A 13,791-nucleotide genomic window follows, 5' to 3' on the forward strand; every position below is an offset into this window, starting at 1 on the left:
GCGTAGCCCGGATGCAATCCGGGAAGGGTGTCCCGGATTGCATCCGGGCTACAGGGCTGAGCACTACAGTTGCCTGTTTAGCCGTAACGTCTTTGTTACAGCCAAGTGGCTTATGGCATTGAAGAAAAACCTGCCCGCCCAGACAAGCCCGCGTCGCCCCGACTAGAATCGCAGGTCTTTAGCTCGCAACCTCAGCAAGGACCCAGCATGGCCACCGCCAACCCGCGCCGCGGGTATATCCTCGGCCTGACCGCCTACATCATCTGGGGCCTGTTCCCGCTCTATTTCAAAGCCATTCAGGGCGTGCCGGCGCTGGAGATCATCGTCCATCGCGCGCTCTGGTCGGCGCTGTTCGGCGCGCTGTTACTGCTGGTATGGAAGCATCCCGGCTGGCTGCGCGAATTGCTCGACAACCCCAGACGCTTCGCCGTGCTGGCCCTGAGCGGCGTGCTGATAGCCAGCAACTGGCTGGTGTATGTGTGGGCGGTGAATAACGAGCGCATGCTCGAAGCCAGCCTGGGCTACTACATCAACCCGCTGGTCAACGTGCTGCTGGGCATGCTGATTCTCGGCGAACGCCTGCGCCGCCTGCAATGGCTGGCGGTGGGCCTGGCCGCCCTCGGCGTGGCGCAGCAGGTGTGGCAGCTGGGCAGCCTGCCCTGGGTGTCGCTGGTGCTGGCACTGACCTTCGGTTTCTACGGGTTGATCCGCAAACAGGCACCGGTTGCCGCGCTACCCGGCCTGGTGGTGGAAACCTGGTTGTTACTGCCGCTGGCGCTTGGCTGGTTACTGCTGAACCCGGCGGCGATGAGCACCCAGGCCGATTTCTGGAGCACCCCGCAAGCGCTCTGGTTGATCGCCGCTGGGCCTATCACCCTGGTGCCGCTGGTGTGTTTCAACGCCGCCGCCCGCCACCTGCCCTATACCACCCTGGGCTTTCTGCAATACCTCGCGCCGACCCTGGTGCTGCTACAGGCGATCTTCCTGTTCGACGAGCACTTCGCCCCCAGCACCCTACTGGCCTTTATCTGCATCTGGGCCGGCCTGGCGCTCTACAGCCTGGATGCCTGGCTAAGCCTGCGCAAACGCCAGGCGGTATAAAAACGGCTGAATGCTGTATGGCGGTATCAGGGGCCACATGGGCAGGGGGTGCCGTGCGCAGCGAGAATCTGCCGCTGAAGTTGTAGCCAGGACCAGAGCTGGTACACACGGCGCACCCTACGGAGCCGGTCACCTCGCCCATAGGGGTGATAGTCAAGGGCGACGCTGCATTGGACATCGCCTAAAAAACAACCAATCCCATGTAGCGGGCGCTGCGCCTGGGCTGCAGGCAGTTGCCCCCGGCTTATCCACAGAAGCATCCCCGGCCTTTGTGCACAACCAATAGCTAAGTGTTTAATTTCTAAGCAATTAGCAAAAAGCCCCGGGGCACTAAGCAGTGCTCCGGGGCTCCTCAAGCTACGCACAGAGTTATCCACATGGATCGTGGATAAACCCCGCGGCTAGTCCTCAGCCTGCAGCTTTAGCTCCACCATCAGATCATCCGCCAGGGTTTCCAGGTGCGTCTGCAACTGTTCTAGGCTCAGGCTCTGCGGCACGCCCAGCACAGCCTGGGCCTGGAACAGCAGCTCGCCGCTCATGGGCGCGGGAACCACTTCGGTGTTCAGGCTTTCCAGGTTGACCCCATGGCTGCTGAGCAGGCGGGTGATATCGCGCACGATGCCCGGACGATCATTGCCCACCAGTTCCAGGCGAATGGCCTGCCAGACGGTTGCCGGCTCGGTACCGCCTGCGGCGATCTGCACACGGATGCCATGGGCCTGCAATTCCTCCAGCGCCGTGACCAACCCGGAGTGCGCATCCAGCGGCACATCGACCCGCAAGATCCCGGCGAACTGCCCGGCCATGCGCGACATGCGGCTTTCCAACCAGTTACCGCCGTGCTCGCTGATGCACTGGGCGATGCGTTCGACCAGGCCAGGCTGGTCCTGGGCAATAACCGTCAATACCAGATGATCCATATGCAACTCCTTGTTCGCTGGCTGCTCAGGGCAGACTCAGCCAGTAAGTGTAAAACGCCTTATCGCGGACATAACCGAGGCGTTCGTAGAGGGCCTGTCCTGGCAGATTGCTCTTTGCCGTCTCCAACTGCAAACCGCAGGCACCACTGGCCTCGGCATGGGCGCGGGCGGCATTCATCAGCGCCTCGCCGATGCCTTGGCGGCGCGCCGCTTCACGCACATAAAGATCGCTCAACAACCAGGCCTGCCCTAGCGCCAGGGAAGAATAAAACGGGTAGAGCTGGACGAAGCCGCAAGCCACGCCCTGGCCATCGCGGGCCAACAGAAGGGTCGAGTCGCCGCGACGCAAACGGTCGGCGAGAAAGTCCCGTACCGCCGTCAACGGCTTGTCCACCTGATAGAAGGTCAGATAACCGGCAAACAGCATGGCCAGTTCGTCGAGATCGGCCACAGTGGCCGAATGTATGGGCATGGCTCAGCACTCCAGAGAAGGGCTGCAGCAGTATAGCCAGAGCGCACTGACGCTGGATCCGAACGCACTCGCCAATAAACTGTGTACTGCTTTTTAACTTATATGAAACAATAATCGAAATTTAACGCGACAAATCACTGCATGTAGTGACCGCAAAGCACTTCTTGGTCGCAGAGCGACGCGCACCCACTGATTTTCCCCGGATCTTGATGTAGTATGCCGCGCCTCGGACTACAAGACGTATTTCCCATGTCCGACGCGGCTATTGAGTAGAGCTGAGCAGAGTGAGGCAAGTGATGACTGAACGCGTTCAAGTAGGCAGCCTGCAGGTTGCCAAAGTGCTGTTCGACTTCGTGAACAACGAAGCCATCCCCGGTACCGGCATCGCTGCCGAGACGTTCTGGGCGGGTGCCGAGGCGGTTATCAATGACCTGGCCCCGAAAAACCGTGCCCTGCTCGCCAAGCGCGACCAGCTCCAGGCGCAGATCGACGCCTGGCATCAGGCGCGTCAAGGCCAGGCCCATGACCCGGTCGCCTACAAGGCCTTCCTTGAAGAAATCGGTTACCTGCTGCCGGAACCGGCTGACTTCCAGGCCACCACGCAGAACGTTGACGAAGAAATCGCCCGTCTGGCCGGCCCGCAGCTGGTAGTGCCGGTGATGAACGCGCGTTTCGCCCTCAACGCCTCCAACGCCCGCTGGGGCTCGCTGTACGATGCCCTGTACGGCACCGACGTAATCAGCGAAGAAGGCGGTGCCGAGAAAGGCCGTGGCTATAACAAGGTCCGCGGCGACAAGGTGATTGCCTTCGCCCGCGCCTTCCTCGACGAAGCCGCGCCGCTGGCTGCTGGCTCCCACGTCGACTCCACCGGTTACCGCATCGAAGCCGGCAAGCTGGTTGTCAGCCTTAAAGGCGGCAGCAACAGCGGCCTGCGTGACGACGCACAACTGGTCGGTTTCCAGGGCGATGTACACGCGCCTATCGCCGTACTGCTTAAGCACAACGGCCTGCATTTCGAAATTCAGATCGACGCCAGCACCCCGGTCGGCCAGACCGACGCTGCCGGCGTCAAAGACGTGCTGATGGAAGCTGCGCTGACCACCATCATGGACTGCGAAGACTCCGTAGCGGCCGTCGATGCCGACGACAAAGTGGTGATCTACAAGAACTGGCTCGGCCTGATGAAGGGCGACCTGGCGGAAGAAGTGGTCAAGGGCGGCCAGACCTTCACCCGTACCATGAACCCGGACCGCGTCTACACCAAGACCGACGGCAGTGAGCTGACCCTGCACGGTCGTAGCCTGCTGTTCGTGCGTAACGTCGGCCACCTGATGACCAACCCGGCAATCCTCGATGCCCAGGGCAACGAGATTCCGGAAGGCATCCAGGATGCGCTGTTCACCAGCCTGATTGCCATCCACAACCTGAATGGCAACACCAGCCGCAAGAACACCCGCACCGGTTCGGTCTATATCGTTAAGCCGAAGATGCACGGCCCGGAAGAAGTGGCCTTCACCACCGAAATCTTCGGGCGCGTTGAAGATGTCCTCGGCCTGACTCGCAACACCCTGAAAGTCGGCATCATGGACGAAGAGCGCCGCACCACCGTCAACCTGAAAGCCTGCATCAAGGCCGCCAGCGAGCGCGTGGTATTCATCAACACCGGCTTCCTCGACCGTACCGGTGACGAGATCCACACCTCCATGGAAGCTGGCGCCGTGGTGCGTAAAGCCGCCATGAAGTCCGAAAAGTGGATCAGCGCCTACGAGAACTGGAACGTCGATATCGGCCTCGCCACCGGCCTGCAAGGTCGCGCGCAGATCGGTAAAGGCATGTGGGCCATGCCCGACCTGATGGCCGGCATGCTTGAGCAGAAGATCGCTCACCCACTGGCCGGTGCCAACACCGCCTGGGTTCCGTCGCCGACCGCCGCCGCGCTGCACGCACTGCACTACCACAAGGTCGACGTGTTCGCCCGCCAGGCCGAACTGGCCAAGCGTGAGCGCGCCTCCATCGACGATATCCTCAGCATTCCGTTGGCGCAGAACACCAACTGGACGCCTGAGGAAATCCAGAACGAACTGGACAACAACTCCCAGGGCATTCTCGGTTATGTAGTGCGCTGGATCGACCAGGGCGTCGGCTGCTCCAAGGTGCCGGATATCAACGACGTCGGCCTAATGGAAGACCGCGCTACCCTGCGTATCTCCAGCCAGCTGCTGGCCAACTGGCTGCGTCATGGCATCGCCACCGAGGAGCAGATCGTGGCCAGCCTCAAGCGCATGGCCCCGGTGGTTGACCGTCAGAACGCCAGCGACCCGCTGTACCGTCCGCTGGCACCGAACTTCGACAGCAACATCGCCTTCCAGGCCGCCCTGGAACTGGTAGTCGAAGGTACCAAGCAGCCGAACGGCTACACCGAGCCAGTCCTGCACCGCCGCCGCCGCGAATTCAAAGCCGCCAACGGCCTGTAATTCGCAGCTGTAGCCATATAAGAAACCGCCCTTCGGGGCGGTTTTTTTATGGCGATAACCCCATAGCAAATGGCCGCAAGGCGTAGGGTGCGCTGTGTGTTCCAACTCCGGCAGCAAATTGCTGGTGCGCGCAGCACACCCTACAAAATCGTGCTGCGCCCGCGTCTAGACTTATGTCCAATGGCCCAGGTGACAGAAGCGGCCGATTATTCCCATACAGCAAACTCCCGAGGCCGCACATGAGCACAGCGGACGCATTCGCCCAGGCAGGTAAAACGGCCGTATTGCAGAACATCCATGGCACCATGGAGTTCCTGCAGAAGTTTCCGCCGTTCAATCAGATGGACACAGCCCATCTGGCCTATCTGGTGGAGAACTGCCAGCTGCGCTTCTACGGCGAAGGTGAAACCATTATCAAGCCGACCGACGGCCCGGTTGAGCACTTCTTTATCGTCAAACAAGGCCGCGTACATGGTGAGCGTCCGCATTCGGCGCGCCGTGGCACCGAGACCACCTTCGAGATCACCAGCGGCGAATGCTTCCCCCTGGCCGCGCTGATCGGCGAACGCGCCACCCGCACCGAGCACCTGGCCGCCGAAGACACCTTCTGCCTGCTGCTGGGCAAAGCCGCATTTATCAAGCTGTTCTCCCTATCCAACCCGCTGCGCGACTTCGCCCTGCGCGGGGTCAGCAGCCTGCTCGACCAGGTCAACCAGCAGGTGCAGATGCGCGCGGTGGAAACCCTCGGCGCGCAGTACTCTCTGGACACCCGCCTGGGCGTGCTGGCGATGCGCAACCCGATCAGCTGTGGCCCGGACATGCCGCTGCGCGATGCGGTCAAGCTGATGCACGAGCAGCAGGTCGGCAGCATCGTGATCGTTGACCCCAAGCTGAAACCGCTCGGCATATTTACCCTGCGCGACCTGCGTCGCGTGGTAGCAGACGGCGTCGACCTGACCCAGCCCATCGACCGCCTGATGACCCAGTCCCCCTTCCACCTACCGCCGGATGCCAGCGCCTTCGATGCGGCGATGGCCATGACCGAGCGGCATATCGCCCACGTCTGCCTGGTTGAGCATGACCAGCTGTGCGGGGTGATTTCCGAGCGCGACCTGTTCAGCCTGCAGCGCGTCGATCTGGTGCATCTGGCCCGCACCATTCGCCACGCTGGGCGGGTCGAGACCCTGGCGGCGCTGCGCAGCGATGTGCGCCAACTGGTCGATAGCATGCTCGCCCACGGGGCCAGCTCGACCCAGATTACCCAGCTGATCACCCTGCTCAACGACCATACCGTGTGCCGGGTGATCGAACTGACCCTGGAAGACCTCGGCGATCCTGGCGTGCCCTTCACCTGGCTGGTGTTCGGCAGCGAAGGACGCAGCGAACAGACCCTGCACACCGATCAGGACAACGGCATCCTCTTCGAAGCCGCCGACGCCAGCGAGGCCGCAGCCATTCGTGCGCGCCTGCTGCCCCTGGCCCACGAGATCAACCTGCGTCTGGCGCAGTGCGACTTCAGCCTGTGCAAGGGCAATATCATGGCCGGCAACCCCGAGCTATGCCTGTCGCGCCAGGAGTGGGCCAAGCGCTTCAGCAGCTTTGTGCTGGAAGCCACCCCGGAAAACCTGCTGGCTTCGAGCATCTACTTCGACCTGCGCGCGGTCTGGGGCGAGCCCCAGGGCTGCGAGCAATTGCGCCAGGGCCTGCTCAAGCAGGTGGCCGGCAATATCCTGTTCCAGCGCATGATGGCCGAGAACGCCCTGCGCCAGCGGCCACCGGTCGGCATGTTTCGCGACTTCGTGGTGGCCCGCAAAGGGGCCGAGAAAGACACCCTGGACCTCAAGGTGCAGGGCCTCACACCCTTTGTCGACGGTGCCCGCCTGCTGGCCCTGGCCCATGGCGTGGAGGCCTGCAACACCCTGGAGCGCCTGCGCGCGCTAAGCAGCCAGGGCGTGATCGAGGCCCAGGACGGCGCGGCCTACGAAGAGGCCTACCACTACATCCAGCAGGCGCGCATGCAGCAGCATCAACTGCAGGCGCGCAATGACCAGCCCTACTCCAACCGTGTCGATCCGGATCACCTCAATCATCTGGACCGGCGTATCCTGCGTGAATCCTTCCGCCAGGCGCAGCGCCTGCAAAGCAGCTTGGCGCTGAGGTATCAGCTATGAGCAAATTCACCTGGTTTACCGGGCGTGGCCCGGCCCTGACCCACAGCCAACTGGAACGCCTGCGCCTGCTCAGCGAGCCGGCCGAGTTCGATGAGCGCAGCCTGCGCCAGCAGCGTTTCGTCGTCCTCGATCTGGAGACCAGCGGCCTGAACATGCGCCGCGACCAGGTGTTGTCGATCGGCGCGGTGGTGATCGAAAACGGCGGCATCGACCTTAGCCGGCAGTTCGAGTGCACCCTGCAGCGTGACGGCCACCGGGCCAGCGCCAGCACCCTGATCCATGGCATCGCCCCCAGCGAGATCGCCAATGGCGTCGAGCCAGCCGAAGCCCTGCTGAGCTTTATGGAGTTTGTCGGCGATAGCCCGCTGCTGGCCTTCCACGCCGAGTTCGACCAGCGCATGCTGGCCCGCGCCCTCAAGCAGAGCCTGGGCTACCGCCTGCGCCACGCCTTCTTCGACGTCGCCGAGATCGCCCCGCTGGTCTGCCCCCAGGCCAAGCTGAGCCACGCCGGCCTGGACGACTGGACCCAGCATTTCGGCCTGCAGGTACAACAGCGCCACCACGCCAGCGCCGACGCCCTGGCCACCGCCGAACTGGCCCTGATCCTGTTCAGCAAGGCCCGCCAGCAAGGCCTCGACAACCTGCCGGCGCTGCTGCAACAACTCAATAGCCGCCGCCGCCAGCGGGCGCACTCGATATAAAAGGTACTGTCCCGATGATGGTTTGAGTGAATAGAGGGATTCAGACCTGAGTCCGTCTAGCAGAGGAGGCAATAGCTAAGCTGGCGCGGGGCCGCCCAGGCCGTGCGCACCAACGCAGACAACCAACATTGGTGCGCGCGGCGCACCCTACGGGGTCGGTAGGGCCCGTTCCAACTGGGGCAAGGATTTATATGGCTATGTACCAATAGCCTGTTGCTTTGGCTATTGCCACTGAGTGCGAGAAGGCATGGGATCGTAGGGTGCGCCGTGCGCACCAGCCTTCCTCAGGCACGCACCACAGGCAAAAAACACTCTCACCCTCTCAGGCGCGCACGGCCTACAGATCCCGCATCAGCAGACCATATTCCAGCTGCACGTCCACCGGCACCGGCACCGGCACCGGCACCGGCAGGTACAGCACATGGCCGTCGCCGGGGGCTACCGTTACGGCCTGGCCCTGGCGGTTTTCCAGCTGTTCGAGGGTAAAGCGCAGATTGCCCTGGGGCGTCATCAACTCCAGGCCATCGCCGACGGCAAAGCGGTTCTTTACCCGCACCTCGGCCAGTTCGCCGCGCCGTTACCTGCCACGGCGTCAGTCCAACTGCATGCCATAGCGCCCGTACAATGCCTGTACCCAACCGTCGCCATACATCTGTCGCAGTTCGGCTTGCAGGCGCCGCAACAGCGCCGGGTCGAGCTGCGGATGGCAGGCGATGTCTTCCATCAAGGTCAAAAAAGGCAATACCTCACGCGGCGCGGGGCCATCCCGCTGGGCGCGCACCACCGCCGAGCTGGTGGCCCATAAGCGCGAACGCTGACGCTGCAGCATGCGCAGATTGAGCGCTTCGTTATTCGAATAGTGCACATCGAGGCCGATGCCTTGCAGGTACTTGCCCGCCCCCGAGCCCTGGTGGCTGAGGATGCCCAGGTCGCGCGCCTGCTCCAGGCTTAACAGCTGCAACTCGTCGTCGGCGCGGGCATAGAGGCCGAGGCGCGAAATCAGTACCGGACCTATCCAGACGTAGCCCGGCTCGCGCTCCTGCTGGCGTTCGACTAGCAGCACGCAGCTGTCCGGTTGCTCCTGCACCTGGCGCAACGCCCGCTGCAACGGCATAAAACGCAGCAGATAAGGGGTTTGCGCGCGGCGGAACAGCTCTTCGGCCAGCTCGGGCACCAGGCCCTCGGCCTTACCCGAGGTGGTTTGCTGGACCAAGGGCGGACGTTCCCAGGCGTACAGCTGTACTTCGGCACGCAACGGCAAGCTGCACAGCAGCGCCAGCAATAGCCCGCCCCAGAGCCAGGCCAGGACGCTGCGCGCCCGCAGTAGTGCGAAGCAGCCGCTAGTCCCAAGCACGCAGGGCCTCCTCATAGGGCAGAGTCCGCCCAGCGGGCCTTTCGTCGGTCAAGGCCGGCCAGGGCGCGCCAGCCTGTTGCAACCACTCGATGGGCGCGCGCGGCGGATTCAGCCTCGGTGCGCAGATATGCTGCTGGCGTTGGCCGACCTGTTGCAAATGCCGGTCGAAGGCGGCCGCCAGGTTCTGCAGGGCCTGAGCCGCGCTGAGCTGGCCGGCCACCGCAGGGTGCAACTGGCGCCACCATTGGTTGGCCATGCCGCTGTAGTCCGGCACATTGGCACCGGTCGGCGTCCAGCGCTGGGCGGCGGGGCTGCGGTAGAACTCGATCAGCCCGCCGAGCCGAGGCGCGGCGGCGAGCAGGGCCGGCGACTCGATATCGGAGTGGCGGATCGGCGTCAGGCCGACCAGCGTCTTGCGCAGCGACACGCTCTTCGACACCACGAACTGCGCATACAGCCAGGCGGCCTGGCGTTGGCGCAACGGCGTGGCCTTGAACAGGGTCCAGGCACCGACATCCTGGTAGCCGGATTTCATCCCCTCGCGCCAATAGGCACCGCGCGGCGAAGGCGCGACCCGCCACTTCGGCTTACCGTCACCATCCACCACCGCCGAGCCCGCCCGGGCGTAATCGGCGATAAAGGCGGTGTACCAGAAGATCTGCTGGGCGATATGGCCTTGAGCCGCGACATTGGTGTGCTGGTTGAAACTCATTTGCCTGGCATCGGCGGGGGCGTAGCGTTGCAGCCAATCGATGTAGTGTTGCAGCGCATAGACCGCCGCCGGACTGTCGAGAGCACCGCCGCGGGCCATGCTGGCACCGACCGGGCGGCAATCCTCGACACGGATGCCCCAGTCGTCAACCGGCAGACCGTTGGGCAGACCGGTGTCGCCGACGCCGGCCATGCCCAGCCAGGCGTCCGACAAGCGCCAGCCCAAGGACGGGTCGAAGCCGCCGTAATCCATATGACCGTAAACCCGCTGACCGTCGATTTCCTTGACCTGCTCGCTGAAGAACGCGGCTATATCCTCATACGCCGACCAGTTCTGCGGCACGTCCAGCTCGTAGCCGTAACGCTCGCGGAACGCTTTGCGCAGTTCCGGGCGGGCGAACCAATCCTGACGGTACCAATAGAGGTTGGCGAATTGCTGATCGGGCAGTTGATAGAGCTTACCGTCCGGCGCGGTGACGAAGGGCAGGCCGATAAAGTCCGCAAGATTAAGCGTCGGCAGGGTCACGCTGGCACCTTCGCCGACCATAAAGTCGCTGAGCACCAGCACCTGATTCTCGCGGAAGTGCTGGCCGATCAAATCGCTGTCGTTGACATAGGCGTCGTACAGCGCCAGGCCGGTTTCCTGCTGGGTACGCAGCTTGTTCACCACATCGTCTTCGTCGCTGATCTCGTGGATCACACGGATACCGGTGAGCTGGCTGAACAGCGGTGCCAAGACGTTGGCTTCGTACCAATGGGTATGGATGCGCTCGGCAATCACCCGCACCTGCACACCCTGAAAGGGTTTGCTCGCTTCGACGAACCAGGCCAGCTCGGCACGCTGTTCACTGGCCGATAAAGAGCTGGGTTGCAGCTCGCTCAAGGCGGACTGCAGCGGGTCTTCGGCATAGGTGTACGCTGCAACGCTCAACAGCAAAGCGAGCAAGATAGCGGAGTACATGCGCGTCTCCAGTTGTGCTGCAAATAACTCTAGCAGGTGACGGGGAAAGCACTTCGCCATGATTGGCGACGGGGATTGCGCCACCAAAGTCAGCCAAATACGTTGCCGAGGAGAACGCCTAGACTTACGTCCAATGGGAATCCGCACGGCCTAGGCCGCCCATACCCCTCCAGTGAACCGTCGAGGCTGCACATGAGCACAGCTGACGAATTCGCCCCGGCAGGTAAAACGGCCGTATTGCAGAACATCCATGGCACCATGGAATTCCTGCAGAAGTTTCCGCCGTTCAATCAGATGGACACAGCCCATCTGGCCTATGGAACGCCTGCGCCTGCTCAGCGAGCCGGCCGAGTTCGATGAGCGCATGCTGGCCCGCGCCCTCAAGCAGAGCCTGGGTTACCGTCTGCATCATGCTTTCTTCGATGTCGCCGAGATCGCCCCGCTGGTCTGCCCCCAGGCCAAGCTGAGCCACGCCGGCCTGGACGACTGGACCCAGCATTTCGGCCTGCAGGTGCAACAACGCCACCACGCCAGCGCCGACGCTCTGACCACCGCCGAACTGGCCCTAATCCTGTTCAGCAAGGCCCGCCAGCAGGGCCTCGACAACCTGCCGGCGCTGCTGCAACAACTCAATAGCCGCCGCCAGCGGGCACACTCGATTTAACAGCCCTGCGCAGGAGAGCCCCGTCGTCCAGACCCCGCGCTGTCGCGCAGCAAACAATGTAGGAGCCAGCTTGCTGGCGATGCTTTTGACCTGAAAGATCGCCAGCAAGCTGGCTCCTACAACAGCGCAAAAGCAGCGCCGCAGCGTGCCCCCTACAAATCCCGCATCAGCAGCCCATATTCCAGCTGCACGTCCACCGACACCGGCAGGTACAGCACGTAGCCGTCGCCGGGGGCTACCGTTACGGCCTGGCCCTGGCGGTTTTCCAGCTGTGCGAGGGTAAAGCGCAGATTGCCCTGGGGCGTCATCAGCTCCAGGCCATCGCCAACGGCAAAGCGGTTCTTTACCCGCACCTCGGCCAGTTCGCCACGGCGCTCACCAGTCAACTCGCCGACAAACTGCTGCTGTTCGGACAGCGAACTGCCGCGCTCATAATTCTGATATTCGTCGTGAACATGGCGGCGTAGAAACCCCTCGGTGTAGCCACGGTGGGCCAGGGACTCCAGGGTGTTCATCAGGCTCTTGTCGAAGGGCCTGCCGGCGACGGCATCGTCAATGGCCTTGCGGTACACCTGGGCGGTGCGCGCCACGTAGTAATGGGATTTGGTGCGACCCTCGATCTTCAGCGAGTGCACACCCATCTGCACCAGACGCTCGACATGCTGCACCGCGCGCAGGTCCTTGGAGTTCATGATGTAGGTGCCGTGCTCGTCCTCGTAGGCGGCCATCTGCTCGCCGGGACGGCTGGCATCCTCCAGCAGAAAGACCTGTTCGGTGGGCGCGCCCACGCCCAGGGTCGGCTCGACAATCTGCACGATCTCGCCCAGCTCGTTCTCGCGGGCCGCCTCAGCCTGGTACTGCCAGCGGCAGGCGTTGGTGCAGCTGCCCTGGTTGGGGTCGCGCTTGTTGATATAGCCCGACAGCAGGCAGCGCCCGGAATAGGCCATGCACAGCGCGCCGTGGACAAACACCTCCAGCTCCATGCCCGGCACTTCGCTGCGGATCTCGGCAATCTCCTCCAACGACAGCTCGCGGGAGAGGATCACCCGGCTCAAGCCCTGCTGCTGCCAGAACTTCACACTGGCCCAGTTCACCGCATTGGCCTGCACCGACAGGTGAATCGGCATCTGCGGAAAGTGCTCACGCACCAGCATGATCAAGCCGGGGTCGGACATGATCAGCGCATCCGGGCCCATCAAAACCACCGGCAGCAGGTCACGCAGAAAGGTCTTTAGCTTGGCGTTATGCGGCGCAATGTTAACCACCACATAGAACTGCTTGCCCTGGGCGTGGGCCTCGCGGATACCCGCTTCCAGGTTGGCGTGGTCGAACTCGTTGTTGCGCACCCGCAGGCTGTAGCGCGGCTGCCCGGCATACACTGCATCCGCACCATAGGCGAAGGCGTAGCGCATGTTTTTCAGGGTGCCTGCAGGGGACAGCAGTTCGGGGGGGCTATAGGTGGAGATGGCCATAAACCGCGGGCTCGTAAATCCAGGGGGGATGGGATTCTAGAGAGCCGGGCGGGTAGCCGCATTGATCTGGATCTATGCCAGCGCCTGCGACTCCAAATGGAGGCAGGCTGTTATGGCAAAAGCCCTGAACCCGCACTGCGGATCAGGGCTCCATCTCAATCCATTCGCTACTGGCAGACCTGCCGGTAGAGCTCATCGTCCTTGGCAATCCGCTTCAACTGTTCCAGCAGCGGCTTTTTCTCTGCATCCAGGGGCAGCAGTTCCGCCGTGGTGCAATTAAGCAGATGGGGTTGATGGGTGACACGGTCGATATGCTGCTTTTCAAAGCGGTACAGGTTAAAGGCAACAACCGCACTGCCGTCCGCCTCCTGACGCTGCAGGCTTTTGCTGTCGAGCACGGTAAAGGCCGTGGTCATCGGCCAGTAGAACGTCCAAGGCCGCCAGAACACTTCGCCGGTTTCACTGGCCACCAGCACCGACTCCGCCGGCTGACGCTGCAGCTGGTGGTCGAACCAGGAGTACTCGTAGTAAATCTGGTAGCTCAGCATGCCCAAACCGCCAAACGCCGGAATGATCCACTTCGGCAAGCGGTTGCGCGTCAGTTTGCGCAGCAGCATGGCAATACCAGCTGCCCCCAACCCCGAAACCACGATGGCAAGTATTGTCCACAGCATTGACTGACTCCCGATAATAAAAAACTGCCTGGCGCAATTTTTAACGTTGCGCTGCGACGCGCCCGAAGGGTGGCCGCCATAGATAGCTGGAAATAAAACGGGCCTCCTAAGGAGGC

The 13,791-nt window shown here is 62.7% G+C and carries 10 protein-coding genes and 2 pseudogenes; 5 read left to right on the forward strand and 7 right to left on the reverse strand.

All coding sequences use genetic code 11. The annotated features are described in order from the left end of the window. Positions 1-207 precede the first annotated feature (207 nt). Positions 208-1,101: an EamA family transporter RarD gene (gene rarD, locus VMP31_RS01900; RefSeq protein ID WP_325503504.1), complete on the forward strand. Its 894-nt coding sequence runs from the start codon at positions 208-210 to the stop codon at positions 1,099-1,101. Between the two features lie 401 nt (positions 1,102-1,502). Here the strand turns inward: rarD and VMP31_RS01905 are convergent, their stop codons facing one another. Both VMP31_RS01905 and VMP31_RS01910 read right to left on the reverse strand, forming a co-directional pair. Beyond that, positions 1,503-2,021 (reverse strand): glycine cleavage system protein R, encoded by a 519-nt coding sequence (locus VMP31_RS01905; RefSeq protein ID WP_325503506.1) that lies wholly within the window; start codon positions 2,019-2,021, stop codon positions 1,503-1,505. Positions 2,022-2,046: 25 nt separating this feature from the next. Beyond that, positions 2,047-2,493 carry a GNAT family N-acetyltransferase gene (locus tag VMP31_RS01910; protein WP_325503508.1) on the reverse strand — a complete coding sequence of 149 codons (447 nt, stop codon included), beginning with the start codon at positions 2,491-2,493 and terminating at the stop codon, positions 2,047-2,049. Between the two features lie 296 nt (positions 2,494-2,789). Between VMP31_RS01910 and VMP31_RS01915 the strand changes: the two genes are divergently transcribed. The 3 genes from VMP31_RS01915 to VMP31_RS01925 all read left to right on the forward strand — a co-directional run bounded on the left by VMP31_RS01915 (position 2,790) and on the right by VMP31_RS01925 (position 7,839). After that, positions 2,790-4,967, forward strand: a complete 2,178-nt coding sequence (locus VMP31_RS01915; RefSeq protein WP_325503510.1) for a malate synthase G — start codon at positions 2,790-2,792, stop codon at positions 4,965-4,967. A 239-nt stretch (positions 4,968-5,206) separates the two neighbouring features. Then, positions 5,207-7,138, forward strand: a complete 1,932-nt coding sequence (locus VMP31_RS01920) for a putative nucleotidyltransferase substrate binding domain-containing protein (RefSeq protein WP_325503512.1) — start codon at positions 5,207-5,209, stop codon at positions 7,136-7,138. Then, on the forward strand, positions 7,135-7,839 hold the full coding sequence (locus VMP31_RS01925) for a 3'-5' exonuclease (protein WP_325503514.1): 705 nt from the start codon (positions 7,135-7,137) through the stop codon (positions 7,837-7,839). Before VMP31_RS01920 ends, VMP31_RS01925 begins: the two co-directional genes overlap by 4 nt. Positions 7,840-8,176: 337 nt before the next feature. On the opposite strand, the pseudogene VMP31_RS01930 reads toward VMP31_RS01925, so the two are convergent. From VMP31_RS01930 to VMP31_RS01940, 3 genes and pseudogenes are all read right to left on the reverse strand, one after another. Then, positions 8,177-8,416 (reverse strand): annotated as a pseudogene (locus tag VMP31_RS01930) (U32 family peptidase C-terminal domain-containing protein); the annotation flags it as partial. A gap of 15 nt (positions 8,417-8,431) precedes the next feature. Beyond that, complete coding sequence (locus tag VMP31_RS01935; RefSeq protein WP_325503516.1) at positions 8,432-9,193, reverse strand: transporter substrate-binding domain-containing protein; 762 nt, start codon at positions 9,191-9,193, stop codon at positions 8,432-8,434. Next, entirely contained in the window at positions 9,180-10,865 is a 1,686-nt protein-coding gene (locus tag VMP31_RS01940; RefSeq protein ID WP_325503518.1) for an ABC transporter substrate-binding protein, read from the reverse strand. The genes VMP31_RS01935 and VMP31_RS01940 overlap by 14 nt, the downstream gene beginning before the upstream one ends. Positions 10,866-11,196: 331 nt before the next feature. Here VMP31_RS01940 and VMP31_RS01945 point away from each other — a divergent pair. Continuing rightward, positions 11,197-11,529: pseudogene (locus tag VMP31_RS01945) on the forward strand (PolC-type DNA polymerase III); the annotation flags it as partial. 152 nt (positions 11,530-11,681) lie between these two features. Here the strand turns inward: VMP31_RS01945 and yegQ are convergent. Both yegQ and VMP31_RS01955 read right to left on the reverse strand, forming a co-directional pair. Continuing rightward, the gene (gene yegQ, locus VMP31_RS01950; protein WP_325503520.1) at positions 11,682-13,001 is read right to left on the reverse strand and encodes a tRNA 5-hydroxyuridine modification protein YegQ; all 1,320 of its coding nucleotides are present in this window, start codon (positions 12,999-13,001) and stop codon (positions 11,682-11,684) included. Positions 13,002-13,168: 167 nt separating this feature from the next. Further along, entirely contained in the window at positions 13,169-13,675 is a 507-nt protein-coding gene (locus tag VMP31_RS01955; protein WP_325503522.1) for a hypothetical protein, read from the reverse strand. Between the last annotated feature and the right edge of the window lie 116 nt (positions 13,676-13,791).

This window comes from Pseudomonas sp. (genome assembly GCF_035512415.1).
GTDB lineage: Bacteria > Pseudomonadota > Gammaproteobacteria > Pseudomonadales > Pseudomonadaceae > Aquipseudomonas.

Excerpts from the sequence above, each read along its gene's own strand:
- rarD (WP_325503504.1), top strand. The coding sequence starts at position 208 with ATGGCCACCGCCAACCCGCGCCGCGGGTATATCCTCGGCCTGACCGCC.
- VMP31_RS01905 (WP_325503506.1), bottom strand. The coding sequence starts at position 2,021 with ATGGATCATCTGGTATTGACGGTTATTGCCCAGGACCAGCCTGGCCTG.
- VMP31_RS01910 (WP_325503508.1), bottom strand. The coding sequence starts at position 2,493 with ATGCCCATACATTCGGCCACTGTGGCCGATCTCGACGAACTGGCCATG.
- VMP31_RS01915 (WP_325503510.1), top strand. The coding sequence starts at position 2,790 with ATGACTGAACGCGTTCAAGTAGGCAGCCTGCAGGTTGCCAAAGTGCTG.
- VMP31_RS01920 (WP_325503512.1), top strand. The coding sequence starts at position 5,207 with ATGAGCACAGCGGACGCATTCGCCCAGGCAGGTAAAACGGCCGTATTG.
- VMP31_RS01925 (WP_325503514.1), top strand. The coding sequence starts at position 7,135 with ATGAGCAAATTCACCTGGTTTACCGGGCGTGGCCCGGCCCTGACCCAC.
- VMP31_RS01940 (WP_325503518.1), bottom strand. The coding sequence starts at position 10,865 with ATGTACTCCGCTATCTTGCTCGCTTTGCTGTTGAGCGTTGCAGCGTAC.
- yegQ (WP_325503520.1), bottom strand. The coding sequence starts at position 13,001 with ATGGCCATCTCCACCTATAGCCCCCCCGAACTGCTGTCCCCTGCAGGC.
- VMP31_RS01955 (WP_325503522.1), bottom strand. The coding sequence starts at position 13,675 with ATGCTGTGGACAATACTTGCCATCGTGGTTTCGGGGTTGGGGGCAGCT.